This window comes from Lactiplantibacillus sp. 7.2.4 (genome assembly GCF_018991185.1).
Classification (GTDB): Bacteria; Bacillota; Bacilli; order Lactobacillales; family Lactobacillaceae; genus Lactiplantibacillus; species Lactiplantibacillus pentosus.
In genome coordinates, this window is sequence record NZ_JAGYGS010000104.1 from 1 (window position 1) to 4,393 (window position 4,393).

At 38.7% G+C, this 4,393-nt stretch carries 4 protein-coding genes; 2 read left to right on the forward strand and 2 right to left on the reverse strand.

What is annotated here, in order from left to right:
- Positions 1-16: 16 nt before the first annotated feature.
- Positions 17-538, reverse strand: a complete 522-nt coding sequence (locus tag KGF70_RS16425) for a hypothetical protein (RefSeq protein ID WP_231127873.1) — start codon at positions 536-538, stop codon at positions 17-19.
- A gap of 301 nt (positions 539-839) precedes the next feature.
- Complete coding sequence (locus tag KGF70_RS16430; protein WP_056953183.1) at positions 840-2,378, reverse strand: primase C-terminal domain-containing protein; 1,539 nt, start codon at positions 2,376-2,378, stop codon at positions 840-842.
- Between the two features lie 778 nt (positions 2,379-3,156).
- Between KGF70_RS16430 and prgP the strand changes: the two genes are divergently transcribed.
- Both prgP and prgO read left to right on the forward strand, forming a co-directional pair.
- Entirely contained in the window at positions 3,157-4,074 is a 918-nt protein-coding gene (prgP, locus tag KGF70_RS16435) for a ParA superfamily DNA segregation protein PrgP (protein WP_056953185.1), read from the forward strand.
- Positions 4,058-4,345: a DNA segregation protein PrgO gene (gene prgO / locus KGF70_RS16440; RefSeq protein WP_056953187.1), complete on the forward strand. Its 288-nt coding sequence runs from the start codon at positions 4,058-4,060 to the stop codon at positions 4,343-4,345. Before prgP ends, prgO begins: the two co-directional genes overlap by 17 nt.
- Positions 4,346-4,393: the final 48 nt, after the last annotated feature.

The window sequence follows — 4,393 nt, forward strand, 5'->3', positions numbered from 1 at the left end:
TATTACCTACAATATCTTAGGCACCAGCCATCGCGAATTGACTAAACAAATTAGTGCCAAATTGCAACATTACTAAGATTGCAATTACCACCACCAGGTTAGTGACAACCTCGTGTAATTTCGTCTTTGCCCGAAAAATATTCTCAACCAGCAAATAACCTAAACCAATCGTTAAAAGCGCAAATCCTAATAACACGATGGTCTTATAAAGGGTGCCCATTTCACCAACATTAAAATTAGCAAAAAAACCAAACAGTTTTAAAACCGCCATAAACACACTCTCTAAAGCTTGCGCCGTGTGATACAGGCCTAATAAAATCCACCCATTGACCGTCCCAATAATCTTCTGAACCGCTAAAATATCCGTGTGTAACACATTATGCCATTCTAAATAAAACTTTATTACTCTAGCCGTATTAGTCCCTTCTCCACCTCCAAAAAGCTTATCAATTAACTGATTATTATTAAGCAATGCTTCGGGCACTTGATACCCGGACGCTAGTACCACTAACCACTGAAAAAACGTTGTCATAACCAAACCCCTCACTTTCGATTTACAGTTAGCTTACCTACTGCTCATCAAAAGCAAGCAACACTACTCAACTGATAATGGCCGAATATTCCCGGCTTAAAACCCGCCTAGGCGGAGTAGCTTGAATCGTGATCATGCGTCTCACGTGAGGAGTTAGTTCTAAACGGTTTGGAGGCGACGGGACGACTAATAACTAAATAACACCCTAATCTAGCCCAGTTAACACCCAGCAGGCCTGCCCAGTCCCCAACCAAGAAACCCGTGTCCAGAACTATAGATACGTAATGGCATTTTAGAACACTAAATTCTAACCCGTATCTAGCAAATTCAATTGGGCATTGCGATGATGATCTTGGCGAGCATCAAGGCTCAATTGTTGTAGCGCCACTAATTCTTCTGAGGGTTCTAATAACCGAGCAACCGTTATCCAATAGTTTAATCGCTGTTGGCGTTGTAACCTCATCGCATGTTGTAACAAGCTACTACGAGTCGCAAACTTCGTTGCTTGCCGACCGCTACCTTTTTCACGATAAACTAAGCCTTGATCAATTAGATCTTTCAGGGCCTTGGTTAGACTACCTAAGCAAATATTTAATTCTTGGGAAATGTGCCGTAAAGACGTTTTGGTAAACCAATTATTGTCCTGGAAAATTCTTTGGTTAAAGTAAGCCATAAGATCTGCTTGCCATTCATGGACATGACTATTAACGCGTTCTGAACGTGGCTTCGCATACTTGTACCAGGTCGTTTGCGAACGCTGCAAATAAACTCGCCTGTCAGCATCGGGAACCCAAGTTTCTAGCAACGCATTCACATATTCACGACTGGCCGCATGGAACTGACCTGAATAAGCATCATTAATTACTTTTTGAACGTGCTGTGTCGCCAGCGGGTGGGTAAGATTACTGTTAAACTCGTCCAAAATGTCAAAACACTGGGCTTGTAACACGTTTGAAGAATAACAAGCTAAGGCCAGCGTGAAGATTGTATTGTGCCGACCATAGCCCACGTTTTGATCAATGTCCGTTTGGTTAATTAAGGCTTGAAACCACGGTTGGTCAACCTGGCGACTAGTCCGCCGAGCATAAAAAGACCGTTGAGTAGTTTGGGGCTTAATTTGGTGCTGATCATTCGCAAAATTAATACTCCAAGTCATTAAAGCTTGGAAGTCAACCGTCATTTTGGGCTCAAAGTATTCAATATTGTCCGGCCGCGGAACTCTGAAAACACCAAAGCTGTTGCAGGTCACATCAACCGCCGGCAATTTTTGCGCGTAGTATTGCTTTAACGACTTAGCAATGGCTTTAGCAGCCCTGACGGCTGGCAATTGACCATTGGCATGACGACGGACGAAAACCGGCCTATCAAAGACGTAGTAGATATGATAGCCCTTGGTAGTCGCCAAAATTAAGGTTGGAAGAAACTGTACGTCCAACATCGCCGTGTCCCAAACCTCGGCAAACTTTGCTTGGCGCTCCTCAGCGTCACGGTAGTCAACATCAACCACTAACGTATTGATCTGACTTAAATTTTGTTCCTTAGCCCCTTTTACATAATGCTTAGTCGCATCTGTATAGGTAAGATAATTAAAAACATTGGGCGTCCAATGCGTGCTGTTAGTATAGTTATCATAGACTGCTTCTTTGGAGGTATAAATCGTCCCCCAGCTTTTCGCCATTTGGCCTTTACTACGATACATGGCAATCGCACCTTGCTTATTTTGTTGCCCCGAAACCGATTTTTCTAACTTCAAGACGTTACTGTTACTATGCCGGGCTTTAGTTTCCCGTAACCCTTGATGCAAAATCAAATCAATCGCTTGTTGTGCTGTTTTCGTCGTTGACATACTGCTCACCCCCTACTAAAAAAGAACGCCGTAGCGTTCTTAGTCATCATTTTTATGTATTAAAATTAAACTTTCATACACTAGATTTTTAAGCAATCGCTCCAGTTAACGTGGCTACTTGGTATTTAAACCCCAACTTGGCTCTTAGGGCGGTCAAATTCATCAAACTGCATTCTTGCCAAACATAACTGGCACGAGTACAATTAACTCATTCGTTGATAGTTCTATGAGTTCCCGTGGCTTAGACCCCACGGGGATTTTTTTGTTTATTTAATTTTTAATTGGGATTAGCTTAACAGGTCTCAACAAACATGGAGCACTTCTCCCTCTAGGCTTAACTACACAAAAAGCAGATTAAGCCGCCCACTGGGGTAACTTAATCTGCTTTAACTAAACCTATGTATGCGTTTAACTCGACTTTTCGACTGGCATATTCCTAATAGGTTTAGTATAATATTCCTATCAGGCAACTAGAGTTGACTGCTTTTAGTAGTTCACATCCTAGCTAGCCATCTATAAAAGACGAGCGTTAAAGGCGATCAAGTAGCCTTGGTACTTGATTTGCTGTTTTGAAGGTTACTTCCAATAGCCTTCAAAACAACGCTTTTTTTATTTATCTTTATATTTAATGATACTGTAGGAATGAACAAAAGTAAAGTCAAATCAACTAAATATATTTTTGACAATTCGCAATATATTTAGTATTCTTAATATATTGAATATATCTAGTATATTTAAATTACTGAATATATCAAATATACTTAGGAGGTTTCTTAAATTGAAAAAGGGCCGTGTTGTAGTATTAACAAACTTAAAAGGCGGAGTCGGTAAAACAACAGATACAGATCTATTAGCGATAGTAGCCAGTAAGCCATCATTATTCAATCAGAAAGTTCTTTTAATCGATGTCGACTTACAAGCGAATACTACTAATAACATCAAAAGAACCTTTAACGTAAATCAATTTCCACAATCATTTGTAAAAGCTGCTCAAACTGGAACTTTAAAAAATGCAATTATGCCTTTAACTGAAAACTTAGACATAATTGCAGGGTCAATTGCCGAACACGAATTAGTGGACTCGATAATTGATAATTCTAAAAACAAACGTGAACGGTATTTTTATTTCAAAAAAATGGTCGATGAAATCCGTCCAAAGTATGATTACATTTTTTTCGATGTAGCTCCGTCTACCGATTCAGTAGTGGACGCAATAATAATGGTTACTGATTATATTATTGCTGTACAAGAAGTAAAAAGAATGGCAATGGAAGGCACAAGTAATTTCATTAGCAATTATTTACAACCCATGTTGAATAACTTCCCAAACGAAGCAAAGTTTCAAGTAGCTGGCATATTACCTGCATTACTTTCCTCCAGAAAAAAGACACAACTTTTAAATTACAAAAAAACTGTTGCGCGTTACGGTGAAGATAATGTTTTTCACACTATTGTTAAAAATCACGACCGACTTGAAGCATTTGGAGAAAATGGCTTTTCATTAAACGATTACAATGACAGAAAAATGTTTGCTTTATTTGCAGATTTGTTTACCGAATTAGAATTGAGAATTGAATCATTTGAAAAAACTGGAGATGTTAAAGACTTTCGATATGAATCACATTATTTTGATTCAATGACTAATACTACATTACCAGCTGGGAAGGAGATACAATTAGATGGGATTGCTGAATAGAGATAATATCGATTCAAAACCTAAAATTGATGTTAGAAACGAACCAACGAAAATAGATGATGACGCCAAAATCACTTATGGCGAAAAAGGTTTTAAGGCCAAGGATCGAAAACCTGTACAGGTTGATCCACCAGTATTAGAACTCATTCAAAACCTAAGTTACGCTAAAGATATGCCAATGTATAAAGTTGTAGATGTTGCAATGAATGCTTATTTAGCAACATTAACTGCTTCGGAAAGAGCAATCTATGATATGAGGCGGAAAAAATAAATATATTTAGTATACTTTTATTTAATTTCTATTTTACCCTCCTTACAG